An 18,766-nucleotide genomic window follows, 5' to 3' on the forward strand; every position below is an offset into this window, starting at 1 on the left:
GTGGCCGGCTCGCCCGCGAAGAGAAGTGACCCACCCCCCGTGCGCCTGAACGAACTCGACGAACGCATCGTCCACGCCCTCGCCGAGGACGCCCGCCGCTCGTACGCCGACATCGGCACCGTGGTCGGCCTCTCCGCCCCGGCCGTCAAACGCCGGGTGGACCGCCTGCGGGCCGAGGGCGCCATCACCGGGTTCACCGTCCGCGTCGAGCCCGCGGCGCTGGGCTGGGAGACCGAGGCCTTCGTCGAGCTCTACTGCCGCCACAACACCTCGCCGGAGGACATCCGGCGCGGCCTGTCGCGCTACCCGGAGGTGGCCTCCGCCTCCACCGTCACCGGTGAGGCGGACGCCGTCGTCCAGATCTACGCCTCCGACGTGCGCCACTTCGAACGCGTCCTGGAGCGGATCGCGGGCGAGCCCTTCGTGGAGCGCACCAAGTCGGTCCTGGTGCTCTCGCCCCTGCTGCGGCGCTACACCGCGGGCTCGCCGGCCTAGGCCGCCGGCCGCACGCAACGAATCGCCGGTGAGGGCGCCGATCGCGCAACGAATCGGCGGTCGATGCGCAATGGACGCGTCTTGTCGCCGCGGTGGGCGTGATCGTACGGTCGAGTCAGACCCCGAACCGGTACCCCACCAGGCGAAAGAGGCTCCATGGCGCCGCTGCGCACCGCTCTGTACCAAGGCCCGAGCGGCGTCCCCTCGTCCGTCGACGACAGCATGGCCGCGCTCGACGCGGCCGCACGCCGGGCCGCCGCCGCGGGGGCCCGGCTGCTCGTCACCTCCGAGATGTTCACGACCGGCTATGCCGTCGGCAGGGCGATCCCGTCCCTTGCCGAGGCCGCCGACGGTCCCACGGCCGGGCGCGTCGCCCGCATCGCCACCGAGCACGGCCTCGGCATCGTCTACGGCTACCCCGAGCGCGACGGCGACGACGTCTTCAACGCCGCCCAGCTGATCGGCCCGGACGGCGAGCGCCTGGCCAACTACCGCAAGACGCATCTCTTCGGCGACGGCGAGCGCGCCTGGTTCACCCCCGGCGACCGGGCCGTCGTCCAGGCCGAGCTCGACGGCACCCGCATCGGCATCCTGATCTGCTACGACGTCGAGTTCCCGGAGAACGTGCGGGCCCACGCCCTGGCCGGCACCGAGCTGCTCACCGTGCCGACCGCCCTCATGCGGCCGTACGAGTTCGTCGCGCAGACCCTCGTGCCGGCCCGCGCCTGGGAGAGCCAGCTGCACGTGGCCTACACCAACCGCTGCGGCCTCGAGGGAAAGTTCGACTTCGCCGGGCTCAGCTGTCTCGCCGGCCCCGACGGCGTGGTCCGCGCCCGGGCCGGGTCCGGGGAGGAACTGGTCGTCGCCGACGCCGACCCCGCCGTCCTGCGCGCCGCCCGCGAGGAGACGCCCTACCTCGCCGACCGCCGCCCCGAGCTGTACCGCTCGCTGGGCTGAACCCCCACCCCACCCCCTCATCACGGCCCCACCCCGTTCCACTGCCAGGAGAGTCACCCCATGACGTCCACGGTGCCCACCGCGGTCCACGACGAGCAGCACCCCGAGGTGCCCTCGGCCCCGCCCATCACCATGTTCGGCCCCGACTTCCCCTTCGCGTACGACGACTTCCTGGCGGACCCGGCCGGCCTCGGCTCCATACCCGCGACCGCCCACGGCACCGAGGTCGCGGTCATCGGCGGCGGCCTGTCCGGCATCGTGGCGGCGTACGAGCTGATGAAGATGGGCCTCAGGCCCGTCGTCTACGAGGCCGACACGATCGGCGGCCGGCTGCGCACCGTCGGCTTCGAGGGCTGCGACGAGAGCCTGACCGCGGAGATGGGCGCGATGCGCTTCCCGCCGTCCTCCACGGCGCTCCAGCACTACATCGACCTGGTCGGCCTGGAGACCCAGCCGTTCCCCAACCCGCTGGCGCCCGCGACCCCGTCGACCGTCGTCGACCTCAAGGGCGAGTCCCACTACGCCAAGACCATCGACGACCTGCCGCAGGTCTACCGCGACGTCGCGCACGCCTGGAACGCCTGCCTGGAGGAGGGCGCGGACTTCACCGACATGAACCGCGCCATGCGCGAGCGCGACGTCCCGCGCATCCGCGAGATCTGGTCGAAGCTGGTCGAGAAGCTCGACAACCAGACCTTCTACGGCTTCCTCTGCGACTCCGAGGCCTTCAAGTCCTTCCGCCACCGCGAGATCTTCGGCCAGGTCGGCTTCGGGACGGGCGGCTGGGACACCGACTTCCCCAACTCCATCCTGGAGATCCTGCGCGTCGTCTACACCGAGGCCGACGACCACCACCGCGGCATCGTCGGCGGCAGCCAGCAGCTCCCGGTGCGGCTGTGGGAGCGCGAGCCCGAGAAGATCGTGCACTGGCCGTACGGCACCTCGCTGAAGTCGCTGCACGGCGGCGCCCCGCGCCCGGCCGTCACCCGCCTGCACCGCACCGCGGGCAACCGCATCACGGTCACCGACGCCGACGGCACCATCCGCACCTACCAGGCGGCGATCTTCACCGCGCAGAGCTGGATGCTGCTCAGCAAGATCGACTGCGACGACTCGCTCTTCCCGATCGACCACTGGACGGCGATCGAGCGCACGCACTACATGGAGTCCAGCAAGCTCTTCGTCCCCGTCGACCGGCCGTTCTGGCTCGACAAGGACGAGGACACCGGCCGGGACGTGATGAGCATGACGCTCACCGACCGGATGACCCGCGGCACCTACCTGCTCGACAACGGCCCCGACCAGCCGGCCGTGATCTGCCTGTCGTACACCTGGTGCGACGACAGCCTCAAGTGGCTGCCGCTGAGCGCCTCCGAGCGCATGGAGGTCATGCTCAAGTCGCTCCGCGAGATCTACCCCAAGGTCGACATCCGCCGGCATGTCATCGGCAACCCGGTGACCGTCTCCTGGGAGAACGAGCCCTACTTCATGGGCGCGTTCAAGGCCAACCTGCCCGGCCACTACCGGTACCAGCGGCGCCTGTTCACCCACTTCATGCAGGACACCCTGCCCGAGGACAAGCGCGGCATCTTCCTCGCCGGCGACGACATCTCCTGGACGGCCGGCTGGGCCGAGGGCGCCGTGCAGACCGCGCTCAACGCGGTGTGGGGCGTCATGCACCAGCTCGGCGGTGCCACCGACGAGACCAACCCGGGCCCCGGCGACCGCTACGACGAGATCGCGCCGGTCGCGCTCGACGAGGACTGAGCCGCCACCGCTCAGCGGCCCAGCGGGGTCAGCAGGAAGCGGCCGACCAGCCCGGCACCCGCGTCGAGCTTCTCGGTGAACTCCTCGTACACCTCCGGCAGTCCGCGCAGCGACCACAGCACGCGGGACGCGGCCCACGCCGCGTCCCGCGCGCGCTCCAGGCTCCACGAACCCGCCAGATGGGTCAGCGGATCGGCCAGGTCCAGCAGGTCGGGGCCCGGCATCAGCTCCTCGCGCACCCGCTCCTCGACCGCCGTCAGCAACTCCCCGACCCGGTCGAAATCCGCCTCCAGCGATGCGGGCTCGCACGCCAGCGCCACGCAGGTGTCCACCACCGACAGCGCGAGATCGTGCCCCACATGGGCGTTGATGCCCGCGAGCGCGAACTGCACCGGGCGCACGCCTGGGTGCCCGCGCAGCAGGAGCAACGGCCGCCAGCAGGCCGGTACCGCACGCCCGTCCAGGCCGCCCTCGACCGCCCTCAGGTACCGGTCGGCGAAACGGCCGCCCAGCTCGGCGGCGGCCGGCGGGTCGCCGAACGCGCCCGCGGCCAGCCGCCGGACCAGCTCCTCGGTGACCGACAGATAGACGCGGTTGAACACCGCCACGCCGTCACCCGGCGGCAGCGACGCGCCCAGCGCCCGCATCCGCGCCACCACCTGATCCACGCCCGCGGGCGCGGCCCGCCGTGCCGTCGTCATGCGCCCAGCGTCGCAGCAGGTCGCGCGGCCCGCGGGGAGCGGCGGCCGCGGCGTCCCCGGATCGGGTGAGTCAGAGCACGCCCGCGTCGCGCGCCGTCCACACCGACGGATACTGCGGGCGGAACCCCAGTTCGTCGCGGGCGCGCACCGTCGACACCACCCCGGCCCACGGGTCGGGCAGGGCCCGCTCCGCCATGCCGGGCGGTGCCTCCGCACCACCGAGCCAGTGCAGCTCCACCGCCGTCACCGGGGCGTCGTCGGCGATGTTGTACACCCGGCCGCCGATGCCCGGCGTGCGCAGCAGCCGCAGGAAACCCTGCGCCGCGTCGGCGTGGTGCACCATGTGCAGCCGCTGGTGCGCGGCCCAGCCGCCCGCCCACCGCAGCGACTCCGCCAGATGCGGGTCGCCGTCGCCGTACACGAACGCCAGGCGCCCGATGCGCACGTCCAGGCCCGCCGTGCGGTGCAGGTCCAGCAGGCCCCGCTCGGCCTCCGCCTTCGACTCCGGGTACGGGCCCCACAACGGGCCGCCCGGCAGCGGCTCGTCGTCCTCGAGCGACGGCCGGCCCCGGCCCGGTCCGTACACCAGGTTCGTGCCTGCCTGCACGAAGCGTGCCGCCCCGGCCCCGGCCGCCAGCCGGGCCAGCGCCAAGGTCGCCTCCCGGTTGACCGCCCACGCCCCGTCCCCCGCATCGCCGCGGAACACCGCGGCAAGATGCAGCACGGCGTCCGCCCCCGCGAGCGCCTTCCGCACGTCCTCCTCGTCCCGCAGATCGCCCGTCACCACCTGCGCTCCCCGCCGGGCGAACGGTGCGCCGCGCTCCGCGTCCCGCACCAGCACCCGCACCTCGTCCCCCGGGCGCCGCCACTGCAGCAGCCTCGGCACCAGACGGCTGCCCACCCGTCCCGTGGCGCCCGTCACCAATGTCAGCATCGATGTCTCCTCTCGCGACGGGCCCAGCCTCCAGCGGTCCGGTGCGGCAGGGGAGAGACCTCCTGATCCCGGGACCGGCACGCCCTGGATACGGCCGCGCCCCGGGGCGATCCTGGAACCGTGGACCCGCACCCCGACCTCAGCCCCGTCCTCGACCGCGCAGGACTCGCCGACTTCCTGCGCCGCCGCCGCGCCCGCCTGGCCCCCTCCGACGTGGGCCTGTCGGCCGGCGCCCGGCGGCGCACGTCGGGACTGCGCCGTGAGGAGGTCGCGCAGCTGGCCGGCATGTCCCCCGACTACTACACGCGGCTGGAACAGGCCCGCGGCCCCCGGCCCTCCCGGCAGATCCTCGGCGCCCTCGCCCGGGCCCTGCGGCTCTCCGACGACGAACGCGACCACCTCTTCCACCTCGGCGGCGAGGAACCGCCCCGCGACGCACACCGCTCCACCCACGTACGGCCCGGGCTCCTGCTCGTCCTGGACCGTCTCCACGACACGCCCGCGCAAGTCGTCGGCGACCTCGGCGACGTGCTTGCCCAGAACGCCATGGCCGCCGCCCTCGTCGGCGACGTCTCGGCCCGGCCGCCCGCCGAGCGCAACCTCGTCCGCCGCTGGTTCACCGACCTCGCGGCGCGCGAACTCTTCCCGCCCGAGGACCACCACGACCTCGGACGCGCCCACGTCGCGCATCTGCGCGCCGTCCTCGCCGCCCGCCCCCACGATGCGGCCGCGGCCGCCCTCGTCGCGGAACTCCGTGCCGCGAGCCCGGAGTTCGCCGCCCTGTGGGCCACGCACGAGGTCGCGGTCCGGCGCTTCGCGACCAAGCGGTTCCGGCACCCGGTCGTGGGGATGCTCGAACTCGACTGCGAGGTGCTGGTCAGTGCGGAAGGGGGGCAGCGGCTCATTGTGCACAGTGCGGGGGTGGGGACGGAGTCGTACGAGCGGTTGCGGTTGCTGAAGGTCGTGGGCCTGCAAGACCTGGCGGTCGGCTGACCTGGCTGCGTGAGGCTTCTGCCTGGGTTTTTTCCCCACCCGCCCTCCCGAGTGCCCGGCGCGGTAAGTGCGGGCCCTGCGCTGCGTGCGTTGTGGGGTCGGCGCCGCTCCGGGATCCGTCCTCGGCGCTCGCGGTTTACGCCTGCAATTCGTGTACTGCGGTCGCCGCTCGTCGCCTGCGGGCGGACCCCGGCGCACCCCCTCCCGGGGTCGTTGGGGCGACTTACGGCCGGTGGGGGTGCTGTAGGCGGTGACGGCTGCGTACTTGGACGGCGCGGCGCCTACGGGTGCCCGAGCACGGTGCCGCTTCAGACCACCCTCCGCGGATCAGGCGCATGGCGAGACGGAGGGGGCGGGGGAGGTGGGGGCACCTCCCAGCGGTAGCTGGGGGAGGGTGGCGTTCTGGACACTGGAGCATATTTGGGTGCACAACCCGGGGCAGGCAGCGGAGAGCGCCTGAGGCACCTAAATGTGCTGTCCAGAATGGCAGCCCCGGAGGGCCCGCACCCGGCCCCCCAATAACTTGCGTCGGGGCGCCCTGACTTCACAGGGCACACGGGCGGGAGGGCGGGGGAAAAACCCGGGGGAAACGCCCTACGGGGAGGGCCAGTCCGTGCGGAGGAGGGCGTACTCGACCTCCCCGTGTTCCGCGCCCGCCAAGGGCACCTCCCACTGCTCGTGAAAGACCCGCACAAAGGACAGCCCCGCGTTCTCCATCACGCGCCGCGACCGCGCGTTGACGAACATCGTCTCCGCGTACACGCGCCGCGCCCCCAGGTCCGTGAAGGCCTTGGCCACCAGCGCGCGGGCACCCTCCGTGCCGTAGCCGCGGCCCCACGCGGCGCGCCGCAGCCGGTAGCCGAGTTCGAGGTCGTCGGCGGGGCCGCCGTCGCGCGGGGTGAGGGCGAACCAGCCGATGAACTGCCCGGTGGTCCGCTCCTCGGCGGCCCACACCTGGGAGCGCGCGAAGCGCGGGAGGACGTCGTGGCGGATGACGTCGGCGGGGGTGGGGCTGCCGAGGTAGCGCATGACCTCGGGGTCGCTGTCGAGGCCGATGAGGTGGTCGGCGTCGGTGTCGCTGTCGGTGAAGTGCCGTAGGCGCAGCCGCTCCGTCTCCAGGAAGATCCGCATGTCGTGCAGGCTAGACATGGGGCGCGGCCACGGCGACGGGTTTGTCGGCGGGTTGGGCTGCCGACGTGCCGGCGGCGCGCAGGACGCCCGCGCCGAGGGTGAGCCCGGCGGCCAGCAGGGTGACCAGGCCGAAGGAGGCCTGGAGGGAGCTGGCCTGCGCGATGGAGCCGATGGCGGCGGGCGCGACGAGGCCGGAGGTGTAGGTGACGGTGGCGACGCCCGCGATGGCCTGGCTGGGGTTGGGCCCGCTGCGGCCGGCCGCGGCGAAGCACAGCGGTACGACAACGGCTATGCCGACGCCGAGGAGGGCGAAGCCGGCGATGGCCGCGATCTGGTTGGCGGCGGTGGCCACGAGGACGCCGCCCGCGGTGGCGAGGACGCCGCCGACGCGGACCGTGCGGACCGGCCCGAAGCGGCGTACGACGAGGTCGCCGAGGAGGCGGGAGACGGCCATGGTGCAGGCGAAGGCGGTGTAGGAGGCGGCGGCGACGCCGGGGGAGGCCGCGGTGATGTCACGGAGGTAGACCGCGCTCCAGTCCATGCTGGCGCCCTCCGCGAAGACGGCGCAGAAGCCGATCGCGCCGATGACGAGGGCGGAGCGCGGCGGCAGCGCGAAGCGGGCGGGGGCCTCGTCGTGCTGGGCGGGCCGCAGGTCCAGGACGCCGCCGCAGACCAGCAGCCCGGTCGCGACGAGTACGGCGGCGACGGTCGCGAGGTGGACGCGCGCGTCGAGTCCGGCGTGGGCGGCGACGACGCCGACGAGGGAGCCGATCAGCGCGCCCGCGCTCCACATGCCGTGCAGCCCGGACATGATCGACCGGCCGAGGCGTTCCTCGACCTCGACGCCCTGGGCGTTCATGACGACGTCCGCCATGCCCGCCGAGGCGCCGTAGACCAGCATCGCCCCGCACAGCCAGGGCAGTCCGGGGGAGAGGGCGGGCAGCGCCAGCGAGGCGCACCACAGGCCGATCAGGACGCGCAGCGCGGCGCGCATGCCGAGCACGTGGGCGATGCGCGCGGCGAGCGGCATGGCGGCGGAGGCGCCTACGGCGGCGAAGACGAGGGCGAAGCCGAGCTGTCCGGCGCTGAGGCCCGCGTGCTCCTGGATCCAGGGGATGCGGGTGGCGAAGCTGCCGCTGACGGAGCCGTGCACGGCGAAGATCGCGGCGACGGCCAGATGGGCCCGTCGCAGCCGCGGCTCGGTCTTCCTCGTCGTGGTCGTCGCCATGGTGATCCCTCCCAGTGTCCCGCCCCGTGGTCCCGCTTCTGTAAATTAACAGGCAGGCTTCCTGAAAGATAGCCGGAATGCAGCCGTTCCCGGCCCTCGGGCCGGGGCTTCTGGAAGGATCCCCGTCATGAGTGCCCTCCGCCCGCTCGTCGGCCGTACCGCGTCCCCCCGTACGGCCCGTGCGATCAACGACCGGCTGGCACTCGAACTGCTCCAGGGTCAGGGCCCGTTGACCGCGTCCCAGCTCAAGGAGCTGACGGGGCTGTCCCGGCCGAGCGTCGCCGACCTCGTCGAGCGGCTGCAGGAGGCGGGCCTGGTGGCGGTCGTCGGGGAGACGGGCGCCGACCGGCGCGGCCCCAACGCGCGGTTGTACGGCATCGTCGCCGACCGGGCCCATCTGGCCGCGTTCGACGTGCGCACGCACAGCGTCGCCATCGAGGTCGCCGACCTGCTGGGCGTCACGATCGGCAGCGCCGTGCTGCCCGTCGACCCGCTCGGCGACCCGCGGCGGACGGTCACCCGCTCGGTCGCCCTGCTGGAGCGCACCGCGCGGCGCGCGGGCGCCACGGCGCTGCACACGATCGCCGTCGGCGCGCCGGGCCTGGTCGACCCGGCCACCGGTGAGCTGCGCGCCACCGGCCAGCTGCCGGCCTGGCACTCCGCCCTGGTGGCCGAATTGCGCCGGCGGATCGACGCGCCGGTGCTGCTGGAGAACGAGGTCAACCTCGCCGCCGTCGCCGAGCAGCGGCTCGGTTCGGTCCGCGACCGCGAGACGTTCGTGCTGCTGTGGCTCGGCCACGGTGTCGGCGCCGCGGTGGTGCTGGGCGGTGTGCTGCGCCGCGGTGCCTCAGGCGGCACGGGGGAGATCGGCTTCCTGCCGGTTCCCGGGACGTTCGAGCTGCCCACGGCGAGCGGGTGCGGGGGCGGCTTCCACTCGCTGGCCGGGAGCGCGGCCGTATGCGCGCTGGCCCGCGCGCACGGGCTTCCGGTGCCGGGGGAGGAGGACGACGCGCCGGCGGCGGAGGCGGTGGTCGCCGGGGCGCGGACGGGCGGCAAGCGGGGCGAGCTGTTCCTGGACGCCCTGGCGGACCGGGTGGCCATAGGCGTCGCGGCGGTCTGCGCGGTGCTCGACCCGGGATGCGTCGTCCTGGGCGGCGAGGTGGGCCGGGCCGGGGCCGGGGACCTGGCCGCCCGGGTCGCCGAGCGGCTCGCGCGCATGTCCCCGCTGCCGACCGAGGTGCGGGCGGGGACGGTCACGGGCAGTGCCGTGCTCCGCGGCGCCCTGCTGTCGGCGCGGGACGCCGCGCAGGACGCGCTGTTCAGTCCGGACGTGTGACGTCCGGCCCGACGGCGGGGGAGACGCCCTTCCGCCGCCGGGCGTGTGTGGGGGGATGTGTCGGCGGTCCGCGGGAGCCCGCGGTCGGGGCGGAGTCGGCGTCTGCGGTCGGGTCCGTCCTGGTGCCGGGCCGTGGCGGCGCGGGTGCGTGGGGCACCGCGGACCTCCGAAGGGGGCTGCCCGGCAAGGGCGTTGGCGGCAGACTAAGAGGACTAGACCAGTGGCGTCAATGGGTGCGGGCCACCGGTGTGTGAGAGACCCCACAGCAAGCCATTGCATATGCATCGATCGTCCGTGGCAGACTGAGTGCAGTACCAGTGACGTTCAGCGCACTCCGGGGTCGGTGAAACTCCGAACCGGCGGTTACAGTCCGCGACCCGTCCGCATCCAGCGGCCGGTTGACCAGGTGAGATTCCTGGACCGACGGTTAAAGTCCGGATGGGAGGCAGTGCGCGGCGGGCAGGAACCGGTACGCCGCCGTCGGCGGCAGCGCGAGTGCGTGTCCCCGGATACGACGACACGGACCTGCGCGGCCACCCCTCCGACCCGGCGTCCCCCGGATCCGTATCCCCGTTCCGTTTCCCGCGCAGCCCCGGAGTCCGTGCCCGAAGAGGCAGGAGGACCCGGTGGCCACACCAGGTGAAGCCGACGCGATGCGCCGGGCCGTAGAGCTCGCCGCCCGCGGACTGGGCTCCACCAGCCCCAACCCCGTCGTCGGCGCCGTGATTCTCGACGCCCGCGGACAGGTGGTGGGAGAGGGCTGGCACCAGCAGGCCGGAGGCCCGCACGCGGAGGTCCACGCACTCCGCGCCGCCGGGGACGCCGCCCGCGGCGGCACCGCCGTCGTCACCCTGGAACCGTGCAACCACACCGGCCGCACCGGCCCCTGCGCGCAGGCGCTGATCGCCGCCGGGGTCTCCCGTGTCGTCTACGCCGTCGGCGACCCCACCCCCGCGGCCACCGGCGGCGGCGCCACCCTGCGCGCCGCCGGGGTCGACGTGGAGAGCGGCCTGCTGGCCGCCGAGGCCGCCCGCGGCAACGAGGTCTGGCTCACCGCCACCCGTGAACGGCGCCCCTTCGTGGTGTGGAAGTACGCGAGCACCCTCGACGGCCGGATCGCGGCCGCCGACGGCACGAGCCGCTGGATCAGCTCCGCGGCCTCCCGCGCCGACGTCCACCGGCTGCGCGCCGAGTCCGACGCCGTCGTCGTCGGTTCCGGCACCCTGCGCGCCGACGACCCCCATCTGGCCGTACGCGGTCTCACGGGCTCCTTCACCCAGCCGCTGCGCGTCGTGGTCGACACCAACGCCAAGATCCGGCCCGGCGCCCGCGTCCTGGACGACGCCGCCCCCACCCTGATCGCCGTCGCCGAGGACGCCGACACCGAGCACCTGCCCGGCGTCGACATCGCGCGGCTCCCGCGCACCGGCAACGGGATCGCCGTGCACGCGCTGCTCGGCGAGCTCCACGGCCGCGGCGTCCGCTCCGTACTCCTCGAGGGCGGGCCCACGATGGCCGGCGCGTTCGTCGCCGCGGGGGCCGTCGACAAGGTCGTCGGCTACCTCGCCCCCGTCCTGCTCGGCGCCGGAGCGGCCGCTCTCGGCGACGCGGGAATCACGACCATCTCGCAGGCGTTGCGGCTCGACGTCGCCGCGACCGAACACATCGGCCCCGACCTGCGTATTACCGCATACCCGAGCCGAATTGAGGAGAACTGAGTGTTCACCGGAATCGTCGAAGAGCTGGGCGACGTCGTCGCCGTCGAGGACCTGGGCGACGCCTCCCGTTTCCGTCTGCGCGGCCCGCTCGTCACCGAAGGCGCCAAGCACGGCGACTCGATCGCGGTCAACGGCGTGTGCCTCACCGTCGTCGAGACCGGCGAGGGCGAGTTCACCGCGGACGTGATGGCCGAGACGCTCAAGCGGTCCAGCCTCGGCGCGCTGCGCGCCGGCGGCAAGGTCAACCTGGAACGCCCCATGGCCCTCGGCGGCCGCCTCGGCGGCCACCTCGTCCAGGGCCACGTGGACGGCACCGGCGCGATCGTCGAGCGCGTCCCCGCGGAGCACTGGGAGATCGTCCGGATCTCGCTGCCGCAGGAGCTGTCCCGCTACGTGGTCGAGAAGGGCTCCATCACGGTCGACGGCATCAGCCTGACCGTCGTCGAGGCCGGCCCCGACTCCTTCACCGTCAGCCTGATCCCCACCACCCTCGGCCTGACCACGCTGGGCTTCAAGCAGCCCGGCGACCCGGTGAACCTCGAGGTCGACGTCATCGCCAAGTACGTCGAGCGGCTGTACGGGGACCGTGCCACGACACCGAGGGCGGCGGAGCGGTGAGTGCCCTCGACGCCCTGAACGGGTCCGCCTTCTCCGCGTTCGGCCAGGACTTCCTGTGGACCGACGTGGTGGGCAACAGCCTCGGCCTGGCCGGGCTCGCGTTCGGCTGGCGGCGGTCGGTGTGGGCCTGGCCCGTCCAACTGCTGTCCGGCGTCGTCCTGGTGGCGGCCAACTGGTCCGCGCACCTCACCGGCGGCGTCGGCAAGCAGCTGCTGGTGATCGGTGTCGCCGTGTGGGGCTGGGTCCAGTGGCGCCGCGGCGCCCGCGGCTCCGGAGGGATCGCGATCCGCTTCGCCACGTGGCGGGAGCGGGGCCTGCTCGCCGGCGGAACCGTCGCCGGCCTCCTCGCGGTCGTGGGGCTGTTCACCCTCTACCCGTCGCTGTCCTGGAACCCCTGGCCCGACGCATACATCTTCGTCGGCACCGTCGCCGCGATGGTCGCCATGGCCCGCGGCTGGGTGGAGTTCTGGTTCGCCTGGCTCGCCGTCGACGTCGTCGGCGTCCCGCTGGCCTGGAACAGCGGCCTGAAGTTCTCCGCCTTCGTCTACGTCCTCTACTTCGTCCTGGTGATCGCCGGCATGCACGCCTGGTGGCAGCAGACCCGCGTCCCGCGCCCCAAGGCGCCTGCCCTGGAAGGAGCGGCAGCAGCATGAGCACCGCACTGCACAGCCTGTACGAGGTGAAGGACGAGCCGATCGTCCTGGACACCGTCGAGCGCGCCATCGCCGACATCGCGGCCGGCCGCCCGGTCGTCGTCGTCGACGACGAGGACCGCGAGAACGAGGGCGACCTCGTCATCGCGGCCGAGAAGGCCACGCCCGAGATCGTCGCCTTCATGATGTCCGAGTGCCGCGGACTGATCTGCGTGCCGATGGAGGAGGCCGACCTGGACCGGCTGGAGCTGCCGCAGATGGTGGCCTCCAACAGCGAGTCCATGAAGACCGCCTTCACCGTGTCCGTCGACGCCAGCGCCGCCCACGGCGTCACCACCGGCATCTCGGCCGCCGACCGGGCGACCACCATCCGGCTGCTCGCCACCGGCGGCACCGCGCCCGGCGACTTCGTCCGGCCCGGCCATGTCTTCCCGCTGCGCGCCCGGGCCGGCGGTGTGCTCACCCGCAACGGCCACACCGAGGCCGGTGTGGACCTGGCCCGGCTGGCCGGTCTGCGCCCCGCCGCGGCGATCGTGGAGATCGCCAACGAGGACGGCACCATGGCCCGTCTTCCCGACCTGATGACCTTCGCCCGCAAGCACGGTCTTGCCATCATCTCGATCGAGGACCTCATCGACCACCGCCGTTCCGCCGAGCCCACCGTCCGCCGCGAGGCGGAGACCCGTCTGCCCACCGCCTACGGCGACTTCCGGGCCTACGGGTACCGCGACTCCGCCGACGGCATCGAGCACATCGCGCTCGTGGCGGGCGAGATCGGCGACGGGGAGGACGTGCTGGCCCGCGTCCACTCCGAGTGCCTGACCGGCGACGTGTTCGGCTCCCAGCGGTGTGACTGCGGCCCGCAGCTCCAGGCCTCGCTCGAACGAGTGGCGTCCGAGGGCCGCGGCGTCGTGGTCTACCTCCGCGGCCACGAGGGCCGGGGGATCGGGCTGCTGTCCAAGCTGCGCGCGTACGAACTCCAGGAGCGCGGCCGCGACACCCTCGACGCCAACCTGGAGCTCGGCCTGCCCGCCGACGCCCGCGACTACGGCGCCGCCGCCCAGATGCTCACCGACCTCGGCGTGGTCTCCGTGCGCCTGATGACGAACAACCCCGACAAGACCGACGCGCTGACGCGCCATGGCCTGAAGGTCACCGAGCGGGTGGCCATGCCCATCGCCGCCGGCGAGCACAACCTGCGCTATCTGCGCACCAAGCGGGACCGCATGGGCCACGACCTGCCGTGGCTCGACCCGGCCCCGAGCGCCGCCTACCACAACCAGTAGTCCGGTCCCGGTACGGCGGCCCGGGCCACCAGCACCACCAGCAGCACCAGTACATCGACAGCATCGAGCAAGGAGAAGACGCACGTGAGCGGTAAGGGCGCCCCCGAACTGTCCGTGAAGAACTGCGGCGACCTGCGTGTGGCCGTCATCGCGGCCCAGTGGCACGAGCAGGTGATGGACGGGCTGGTCGACGGCGCCGTACGCGCGCTCAGTGACCTGGGCATCGACGAGCCCACCCTGATCCGGGTGCCCGGCAGTTTCGAACTGCCGGTCGCCGCCAAGGCGATGGCCGACCGCGGCTACGACGCGATCGTCGCACTCGGCGTCGTGATCCGCGGCGGCACGCCGCACTTCGAGTACGTGTGCCAGGGCGTCACCCAGGGGCTGACCCAGGTCTCGGTGGACACCGGCGTGCCCGTCGGGTTCGGCGTGCTGACGTGCGACACCGAGGAACAGGCGTTGGACCGGGCCGGACTTCCCGGTTCCAACGAGGACAAGGGGCACGAGGCGGTCACCGCCGCGGTCGCCACGGCGACGATCCTGCGTTCGGTGTCCGAGCCGTGGCGGTGAGGTAGGGCAGTTCCGCGTAGGGTGGGACCACCATGGCCAAGAAGACATTCGAGGAGCTCTTCGCGGAGCTCCAGCAGAAGGCCGCCACTGGCGACCCCAGCACGTCCCGCACCGCCGAACTGGTCGGCAAGGGCGTGCATGCGATCGGCAAGAAGGTGGTCGAGGAGGCCGCAGAGGTGTGGATGGCCGCCGAGTACGAGGGCGCCGACCGCACCGCGGAGGAGATCTCCCAGCTGCTGTACCACCTGCAGGTGATGATGGTCGCCCGGGGCATCGCCCTGGACGACGTATACGCTCATCTGTGAGCAGCGCCACCCTGCGCGTCCCCTCCCCGACCTCACCGTCCTTCTCGTCCTTCTCGTCATTCCGGTTCTTCCGGTCCCTCCGTCCCGCCCTACGCCGAGCTGCAAAGGAACTCGCTCATGCTGCGCATCGCCGTCCCCAACAAGGGTTCACTGTCCGGACCTGCGTCGGCGATGCTGCATGAGGCCGGCTACCGGCAGCGCAAGGACACCAAGGAACTCGTCCTCGTCGACGGCGAGAACGACGTCGAGTTCTTCTACCTGCGCCCGCGCGACATCGCCGTGTACGTCGGCTCCGGCCGCCTCGACATCGGCATCACGGGCCGCGACCTGCTGCTGGACTCGGCCGCCAACGCCGAGGAGATCCTCCAGCTCGGCTTCGCCCGCTCCACCTTCCGCTACGCCACCGTGCCGGGCACGGTGACGGACGTGAAGGAGTTCGGGGGCCTGACGATCGCCACGTCCTATCCGACGGTCGTTCAGCGGCACCTGGCCGACCACTCGGTCGAGGCCTCCGTCGTCCGGCTGGACGGCGCGGTCGAGACCGCCATCCAGCTCGGTGTCGCGCAGGTCATCGCCGACGTCGTGGAGACCGGCACGTCGCTGCGCAACGCGGGCCTGGAGGTCGTGGGCGAGCCGATCCTGGACTCCGAGGCCGTCGTCATCCGCCGCACCGGCAAGGCCGACACGACGGCCGAGCCGAAGGTGCAGCAGTTCCTGCGGCGCCTCCAGGGCGTCCTGGTGGCCCGGCGCTACGTGATGATGGACTACGACATCCGGGTCGAGCACGTCGAGCGGGCCATCGCCCTGACGCCCGGCCTGGAGTCGCCCACCGTCTCCCCGCTGCACCACGAGGGCTGGGTCGCCGTGCGCGCCATGGTCCCCAGCAAGGACGCCCAGCGGATCATGGACGAGCTCTACGACCTGGGGGCCCGGGCGATCCTGACCACGGGCATCCACGCCTGCCGCCTGTGAACCCCGCCCATCGCGCCCCGGCCGCCGGCCCCGCCGTGTCCGCGGACCTCCCCGAGCTGCCCGTCACCTTCCGGCCCACGCGTACCCGCGCGGTGCTGCTGACCCTGGGTGCCGGGCTGCTCGCGGCGTTCGTCGCGATCGCCGTCCTGCTGCCCTCCGACGGGGCCCGGCCCTGGCACACCTCGGACCGCGCCTGGATGGTCCTCACCGGTGTGCTCGTCACCGGTGTGCTCGTGCTGCTCAGCCGTCCCAAGGTCGTCGCCGACCGCGACGGCGTCACCGTGGTCAATCTCACCACCAGGCGCCGACTGGAATGGGCGCAGGTGATCCGGGTGAATCTGCGCCCCGGCGATCCCTGGGTCTACCTCGATCTGGCCGATGGAACGAGCCTGGCGGCCATGGGCATTCAGCCCGGCATCGGCCGCGCCGGCGCCCTGCGCGACGCGCGGGGGCTGCGCGCGCTGGCCGAGGTCCACGGCTCGGGCGGGACCTCGGCGCAGTAGACCTGCCGCCCCGCCCCGATTCTTCATTACTCTGGAACCCCGCAACGACCCGAGGAGTGACACCCAAGCCACGATGGACGGACCGTCCGGTAGTACCTGCGCCGCCCCTCCGCACCGACATCCCGGAGCGGCGGCATGAACACCTCGTTGCTGCTCCTCGGGGCAGCCTTTGTCCTCATCCTCGCGAACGGCTTCTTCGTCGCCGCCGAATTCGGCCTGGTGACCGTGGAGCGGCCGGCTGCGGAACGCGCGGCCGCCGAGGGCGACCGACGGGCGCTCAGCGTCGTCGAGTCGCTGCGCAAGCTCTCCTTCCAGCTCTCCGGCACGCAGCTCGGCATCACGATCACCTCGCTGGTCGTGGGCATGCTCGCCGAGCCCGCGCTGGCCCACCTGCTGTCCGGGCCGCTCACCGCGGTCGGCGTGCCCTCCGGGGCCGCGCCCGCCATCGCGGTGGTCATCGGCATGATCCTCGCCTCGGCCGTCCAGATGGTCGTCGGCGAACTGGTGCCCAAGAACTGGGCGGTCTCCCGCCCGCTCCAGGTGGCCCGTTTCGTGGCCGGACCGCAGCGGGTCTTCTCCGCCGCGTTCCGCCCGGTGATCGAACTGCTCAACGCGGCCGCCAACCGCCTGGTGCGCGCCCTCGGCGTCGAACCGGCGGAGGAGCTCGCCTCCGCCCGCACCCCGACCGAGCTGGTCTCCCTCGCCCGGCACTCCGCGCAGGCGGGGGTGATCGAGCAGGACACCGCGGATCTCTTCGTCCGCACGATCTCGCTCGGCGACCTCACGACGGAGAACGTGATGACACCGCGCGTGCGGGTCAGTGCCCTCCAGGACACCGCCACCGCCGCCGACGTGGTCAACCTCACCCGGGCCACCGGGCTGTCCCGCTTCCCGGTCTACCGGGAGCGGCTGGACGACATCGTCGGCATGGCGAGCCTGAAGGACGCCCTCGCCGTCCCGGCCCACGAGCGCGACCGCACCCCGGTCGGGCGCATCACGGTGGCGCCGCTGCTCGTCCCGGAGACGCTGCCCGTCCAGCCGCTGCTGGAGCGGCTGCGCCGCGAGCAGCCGATCGCCGTCGTGGTCGACGAGTACGGCGGCACGGCCGGCGTGGTGACCCTGGAGGACATCGTCGAGGAACTCGTCGGCGAGGTCCGCGACGAGCACGACTCGGCGGACCTCCCGGAGCTGGCCCAGGTGCCCGCCGAGGGCGGCCGGCCCGCGTGGGACGCCGACGGCGGCTGCCGCGTGGACCTGCTGGAGCGCATAGGACTCGAGGCGCCCGAGGGCCCGTACGAGACCGTTGCCGGTCTCGTCGCCGACCTGCTGGAACGCATCCCGGAACCGGGTGACACGGCAGTGCTGCCCGGCTGGGAGCTGCGGGTGCGCGAAGTGGCGCACCACCGTGCCGAAAGGGTTCGCCTGGTGCGCGTCGGGTTCGACGAGCCGCAGGCGGGGCAGGAGCGCGACCGATGAGCTTCCTGCAACTGTTCCTCGCCGCCCTGCTGGTGCTGGGCAACGGCTTCTTCGTCGGTGCCGAGTTCGCGCTGGTCTCCGTACGGCGCAGCCAGATCGAACCCCTCGCCGGCACCCACCGGCGCGCCAGAACCGTGCTGCACGGTCTGGAGAACCTGCCGCAGATGATGGCGGCCGCCCAGTTCGGCATCACGGTGTGCTCCCTGACGCTGGGCGCGGTCGCCGAGCCGACCGTGGCCCATCTGCTGGAGCCGCTCTTCGTGGCCGTCCACCTCCCGGAGGGCCTGGTCCATCCGGCGGGGTATGTGATCGCCCTGGCCGTGGTGGTCTTCCTCCACCTGGTCATCGGCGAGATGGTGCCGAAGAACCTGGCCATGGCCGCGCCCGAGAAGACCGCGCTCTGGCTGAGCCCGGGCCTCGTGGGCTTCGCCCGGCTGTTCCGGCCCGTCATCGCGGTGCTGGGCTGGAGCGCCAGGATCATCCTGCGGCTGTTCCGGGTGGAGCCCAAGGACGAGATCGACGCGGTCTTCACCAGCGAGGAGCTGACCGCGCTCGTCGAGGACGCCCGGCAGGCCGGACTCCTCGACGACGACGCGCAGGAACGCCTGGAGGACGCGCTGGAGCTGGGCAGCCGCCCGGTCACCGACGTCCTGCTGGCCCCGGAGGAACTGGTCACGGTCGATGCGACGGTCACCTCCGCGGAGATCGAGGAGCTGACGGTCCGCACCGGCTACTCCCGCTACCCGGTGGCCGGGCCGGACGGTGTCTACCTCGGCTATCTGCACGTCAAGGACGTCCTCGACCTGGACGACCCGGACCGCCCGGTGCCCTCGCGGCTCTGGCGGCCGATGGCCACCCTGCGCGCCGAGCTGCCACTGGACGACGCGCTGACCCAGATGCGGCGCGCCGCGTCGCACCTGGCGGCGGTCGCGGACGCGAGCGGGCGGGTGCTGGGGCTGGTCGCCCTGGAGGACGTACTGGAGATGCTGGTGGGCGAGGTCCGCGACCCGGCCCACCGGGAGACGGACGCCGACCGGGAGCCCGCGGCTCCCGAGCGGGAGAGCGTCCACGCCTCCCAGGCGCTGGCGAGCTGACGCGGAAGGGCCCGGGCGACCGCCCGGGC

At 73.1% G+C, this 18,766-nt stretch carries 19 protein-coding genes and 1 riboswitch; of the genes, 15 read left to right on the forward strand and 4 right to left on the reverse strand.

Annotation, left to right across the window (positions count from 1 at the left end; translation table 11 throughout):
• Nucleotides 1-39: 39 nt before the first annotated feature.
• The 3 genes from ACIP9H_RS21315 to ACIP9H_RS21325 all read left to right on the forward strand — a co-directional run bounded on the left by ACIP9H_RS21315 (nucleotide 40) and on the right by ACIP9H_RS21325 (nucleotide 3,219).
• Nucleotides 40-495, forward strand: coding sequence for an Lrp/AsnC family transcriptional regulator (locus ACIP9H_RS21315; RefSeq protein WP_401594261.1), 456 nt, complete (start codon nucleotides 40-42; stop codon nucleotides 493-495).
• A gap of 156 nt (nucleotides 496-651) precedes the next feature.
• Entirely contained in the window at nucleotides 652-1,452 is an 801-nt protein-coding gene (locus ACIP9H_RS21320; protein ID WP_401594264.1) for a carbon-nitrogen hydrolase family protein, read from the forward strand.
• A 60-nt stretch (nucleotides 1,453-1,512) separates the two neighbouring features.
• Nucleotides 1,513-3,219 carry a flavin monoamine oxidase family protein gene (locus ACIP9H_RS21325; RefSeq protein WP_401594266.1) on the forward strand — a complete coding sequence of 569 codons (1,707 nt, stop codon included), beginning with the start codon at nucleotides 1,513-1,515 and terminating at the stop codon, nucleotides 3,217-3,219.
• Between the two features lie 11 nt (nucleotides 3,220-3,230).
• Here ACIP9H_RS21325 and ACIP9H_RS21330 read toward each other — a convergent pair whose 3' ends face one another.
• Both ACIP9H_RS21330 and ACIP9H_RS21335 read right to left on the reverse strand, forming a co-directional pair.
• On the reverse strand, nucleotides 3,231-3,920 hold the full coding sequence (locus ACIP9H_RS21330; RefSeq protein ID WP_401594269.1) for a DUF5995 family protein: 690 nt from the start codon (nucleotides 3,918-3,920) through the stop codon (nucleotides 3,231-3,233).
• Between the two features lie 70 nt (nucleotides 3,921-3,990).
• Nucleotides 3,991-4,854: an NAD-dependent epimerase/dehydratase family protein gene (locus ACIP9H_RS21335; RefSeq protein ID WP_401594272.1), complete on the reverse strand. Its 864-nt coding sequence runs from the start codon at nucleotides 4,852-4,854 to the stop codon at nucleotides 3,991-3,993.
• A 120-nt stretch (nucleotides 4,855-4,974) separates the two neighbouring features.
• Between ACIP9H_RS21335 and ACIP9H_RS21340 the strand changes: the two genes are divergently transcribed.
• Nucleotides 4,975-5,847: a helix-turn-helix transcriptional regulator gene (locus tag ACIP9H_RS21340; protein ID WP_401594275.1), complete on the forward strand. Its 873-nt coding sequence runs from the start codon at nucleotides 4,975-4,977 to the stop codon at nucleotides 5,845-5,847.
• Nucleotides 5,848-6,441: 594 nt separating this feature from the next.
• Here ACIP9H_RS21340 and ACIP9H_RS21345 read toward each other — a convergent pair.
• Together ACIP9H_RS21345 and ACIP9H_RS21350 are read right to left on the reverse strand one after the other, a co-directional pair.
• Nucleotides 6,442-6,978 (reverse strand): GNAT family N-acetyltransferase, encoded by a 537-nt coding sequence (locus ACIP9H_RS21345; protein ID WP_401960197.1) that lies wholly within the window; start codon nucleotides 6,976-6,978, stop codon nucleotides 6,442-6,444.
• 10 nt (nucleotides 6,979-6,988) lie between these two features.
• Nucleotides 6,989-8,206 carry an MFS transporter gene (locus tag ACIP9H_RS21350; RefSeq protein ID WP_401960199.1) on the reverse strand — a complete coding sequence of 406 codons (1,218 nt, stop codon included), beginning with the start codon at nucleotides 8,204-8,206 and terminating at the stop codon, nucleotides 6,989-6,991.
• Nucleotides 8,207-8,333: 127 nt separating this feature from the next.
• Between ACIP9H_RS21350 and ACIP9H_RS21355 the strand changes: the two genes are divergently transcribed.
• The 11 genes from ACIP9H_RS21355 (at nucleotide 8,334) to ACIP9H_RS21405 (ending at nucleotide 18,737) form a co-directional block, all read left to right on the forward strand.
• The gene (locus tag ACIP9H_RS21355) at nucleotides 8,334-9,542 is read left to right on the forward strand and encodes an ROK family protein (RefSeq protein WP_401594285.1); all 1,209 of its coding nucleotides are present in this window, start codon (nucleotides 8,334-8,336) and stop codon (nucleotides 9,540-9,542) included.
• Nucleotides 9,543-9,867: 325 nt separating this feature from the next.
• Nucleotides 9,868-9,998: riboswitch (FMN riboswitch) on the forward strand.
• A gap of 197 nt (nucleotides 9,999-10,195) precedes the next feature.
• Nucleotides 10,196-11,260: a bifunctional diaminohydroxyphosphoribosylaminopyrimidine deaminase/5-amino-6-(5-phosphoribosylamino)uracil reductase RibD gene (gene ribD / locus ACIP9H_RS21360; RefSeq protein WP_401594360.1), complete on the forward strand. Its 1,065-nt coding sequence runs from the start codon at nucleotides 10,196-10,198 to the stop codon at nucleotides 11,258-11,260.
• Nucleotides 11,261-11,878, forward strand: coding sequence for a riboflavin synthase (locus ACIP9H_RS21365; RefSeq protein WP_401594288.1), 618 nt, complete (start codon nucleotides 11,261-11,263; stop codon nucleotides 11,876-11,878). It begins immediately after the preceding gene.
• Nucleotides 11,875-12,531, forward strand: a complete 657-nt coding sequence (locus ACIP9H_RS21370) for a nicotinamide mononucleotide transporter family protein (RefSeq protein ID WP_360914799.1) — start codon at nucleotides 11,875-11,877, stop codon at nucleotides 12,529-12,531. The genes ACIP9H_RS21365 and ACIP9H_RS21370 overlap by 4 nt, the downstream gene beginning before the upstream one ends.
• On the forward strand, nucleotides 12,528-13,817 hold the full coding sequence (locus ACIP9H_RS21375; RefSeq protein WP_401594292.1) for a bifunctional 3,4-dihydroxy-2-butanone-4-phosphate synthase/GTP cyclohydrolase II: 1,290 nt from the start codon (nucleotides 12,528-12,530) through the stop codon (nucleotides 13,815-13,817). The genes ACIP9H_RS21370 and ACIP9H_RS21375 overlap by 4 nt, the downstream gene beginning before the upstream one ends.
• A gap of 84 nt (nucleotides 13,818-13,901) precedes the next feature.
• Entirely contained in the window at nucleotides 13,902-14,387 is a 486-nt protein-coding gene (gene ribH / locus ACIP9H_RS21380) for a 6,7-dimethyl-8-ribityllumazine synthase (protein WP_401594295.1), read from the forward strand.
• A gap of 32 nt (nucleotides 14,388-14,419) precedes the next feature.
• A complete protein-coding gene (locus ACIP9H_RS21385; RefSeq protein ID WP_401594298.1) occupies nucleotides 14,420-14,692 on the forward strand; it encodes a phosphoribosyl-ATP diphosphatase in 273 nt (90 codons plus the stop codon).
• Nucleotides 14,693-14,809: 117 nt separating this feature from the next.
• Nucleotides 14,810-15,664, forward strand: coding sequence for an ATP phosphoribosyltransferase (gene hisG / locus ACIP9H_RS21390; RefSeq protein ID WP_401594301.1), 855 nt, complete (start codon nucleotides 14,810-14,812; stop codon nucleotides 15,662-15,664).
• Nucleotides 15,661-16,167, forward strand: coding sequence for a PH domain-containing protein (locus tag ACIP9H_RS21395; RefSeq protein WP_401594304.1), 507 nt, complete (start codon nucleotides 15,661-15,663; stop codon nucleotides 16,165-16,167). Before hisG ends, ACIP9H_RS21395 begins: the two co-directional genes overlap by 4 nt.
• 135 nt (nucleotides 16,168-16,302) lie before the next feature.
• Nucleotides 16,303-17,643: a hemolysin family protein gene (locus ACIP9H_RS21400; RefSeq protein WP_401594307.1), complete on the forward strand. Its 1,341-nt coding sequence runs from the start codon at nucleotides 16,303-16,305 to the stop codon at nucleotides 17,641-17,643.
• A complete protein-coding gene (locus tag ACIP9H_RS21405) occupies nucleotides 17,640-18,737 on the forward strand; it encodes a hemolysin family protein (RefSeq protein ID WP_401594310.1) in 1,098 nt (365 codons plus the stop codon). The genes ACIP9H_RS21400 and ACIP9H_RS21405 overlap by 4 nt, the downstream gene beginning before the upstream one ends.
• Nucleotides 18,738-18,766: the final 29 nt, after the last annotated feature.

The organism is Streptomyces sp. NPDC088732 (assembly GCF_044751205.1).
Taxonomy (GTDB): domain Bacteria; phylum Actinomycetota; class Actinomycetes; order Streptomycetales; family Streptomycetaceae; genus Actinacidiphila.

Excerpts from the sequence above, each read along its gene's own strand:
- ACIP9H_RS21405 (WP_401594310.1), top strand. The coding sequence starts at position 17,640 with ATGAGCTTCCTGCAACTGTTCCTCGCCGCCCTGCTGGTGCTGGGCAAC.
- ACIP9H_RS21385 (WP_401594298.1), top strand. The coding sequence starts at position 14,420 with ATGGCCAAGAAGACATTCGAGGAGCTCTTCGCGGAGCTCCAGCAGAAG.
- ACIP9H_RS21350 (WP_401960199.1), bottom strand. The coding sequence starts at position 8,206 with ATGGCGACGACCACGACGAGGAAGACCGAGCCGCGGCTGCGACGGGCC.
- ACIP9H_RS21335 (WP_401594272.1), bottom strand. The coding sequence starts at position 4,854 with ATGCTGACATTGGTGACGGGCGCCACGGGACGGGTGGGCAGCCGTCTG.
- ACIP9H_RS21355 (WP_401594285.1), top strand. The coding sequence starts at position 8,334 with ATGAGTGCCCTCCGCCCGCTCGTCGGCCGTACCGCGTCCCCCCGTACG.
- ribD (WP_401594360.1), top strand. The coding sequence starts at position 10,196 with ATGCGCCGGGCCGTAGAGCTCGCCGCCCGCGGACTGGGCTCCACCAGC.
- ACIP9H_RS21345 (WP_401960197.1), bottom strand. The coding sequence starts at position 6,978 with ATGCGGATCTTCCTGGAGACGGAGCGGCTGCGCCTACGGCACTTCACC.
- ACIP9H_RS21325 (WP_401594266.1), top strand. The coding sequence starts at position 1,513 with ATGACGTCCACGGTGCCCACCGCGGTCCACGACGAGCAGCACCCCGAG.
- ACIP9H_RS21400 (WP_401594307.1), top strand. The coding sequence starts at position 16,303 with ATGAACACCTCGTTGCTGCTCCTCGGGGCAGCCTTTGTCCTCATCCTC.
- ACIP9H_RS21375 (WP_401594292.1), top strand. The coding sequence starts at position 12,528 with ATGAGCACCGCACTGCACAGCCTGTACGAGGTGAAGGACGAGCCGATC.
- ACIP9H_RS21320 (WP_401594264.1), top strand. The coding sequence starts at position 652 with ATGGCGCCGCTGCGCACCGCTCTGTACCAAGGCCCGAGCGGCGTCCCC.
- ACIP9H_RS21330 (WP_401594269.1), bottom strand. The coding sequence starts at position 3,920 with ATGACGACGGCACGGCGGGCCGCGCCCGCGGGCGTGGATCAGGTGGTG.
- hisG (WP_401594301.1), top strand. The coding sequence starts at position 14,810 with ATGCTGCGCATCGCCGTCCCCAACAAGGGTTCACTGTCCGGACCTGCG.